Source organism: Agrobacterium sp. MS2, assembly GCF_003261015.1.
Taxonomy (GTDB): Bacteria; Pseudomonadota; Alphaproteobacteria; order Rhizobiales; family Rhizobiaceae; genus Agrobacterium; species Agrobacterium pusense.
Window position 1 is genome coordinate 9,929 of sequence record NZ_QLNF01000107.1, and the last position, 880, is coordinate 10,808.

An 880-nucleotide genomic window follows, 5' to 3' on the forward strand; every position below is an offset into this window, starting at 1 on the left:
TCGGGACAGCTATCCGCATCACCTGATGATCCGAGCCGGAGACGCCTGCATTGCAGAGACGCGCAACTATCTCGCCTCGATTTTTCCCAGTGCCACCGGCAGCTTCATCGAATGCAACGAGATCGAAGGCAAGGCGGCTTTCCTCAATCGCTTTACCGTGGGCAGCGCCGTGGTGCGTTACCGGGCAGTTCATCGGCGCACCGTAGAAGACATCGTTGCCCTTGACGTTGCCCTGCCACGCGACACGCTCGATTGGTTCGAGACCCTGCCAAGGGCGATTTCGGACAAGATGATGCTGAAGATCTATGTCGGCCATTTCCTGTGCCACGTGATGCATCAGGAATATCTGGTGAAGAAAGGCGTCGATTGCGCGGCGCTGGAGCACGAGCTTTGCGCACTGCTTGACGCACGCAACGCAGAATACCCGGCCGAGCACAATGTCGGCCACCTCTACGAGGCGAAGCCAGCGCTGCGAGAGTTCTACCGTACCCTCGATCCCACCAACACGTTCAATCCCGGAATCGGCAAAACGTCCAAATGCCGTCACTGGCATGAACCGCCTTGAAGAGATTTGAACCTCTGTCACCCGGCATAAGCGGTAATTATTTCCGCCTACGCGCAATCTCCCCTCCGCCGCCTTGAAGGGATCCGAACAAGCGACCCTGTTCTTGGTCAGGAAGAGGTCTGGGACGCCAATGGTTCTCTAACACAAGTCCTTCACAGGGTTGCCGTAATGAGGCTCTGACCGCTCCTGAATATTTCCAGCACGTCAGGTGCCGTAGCCTACAAATCTTTCCGCCACACACCAGCCTCCAATCAATAGAAGTGATCAATTATGGCCAATGAGACTATTCATGTAGCTGAGGATGTTCTGGAGCAA

General features: G+C 55.7%; 1 pseudogene. It reads left to right on the top strand.

The features are described 5' to 3' along the window. Positions 1-565 (top strand): annotated as a pseudogene (locus DOU54_RS27065) (D-lactate dehydrogenase); the annotation flags it as partial. Positions 566-880: the final 315 nt, after the last annotated feature.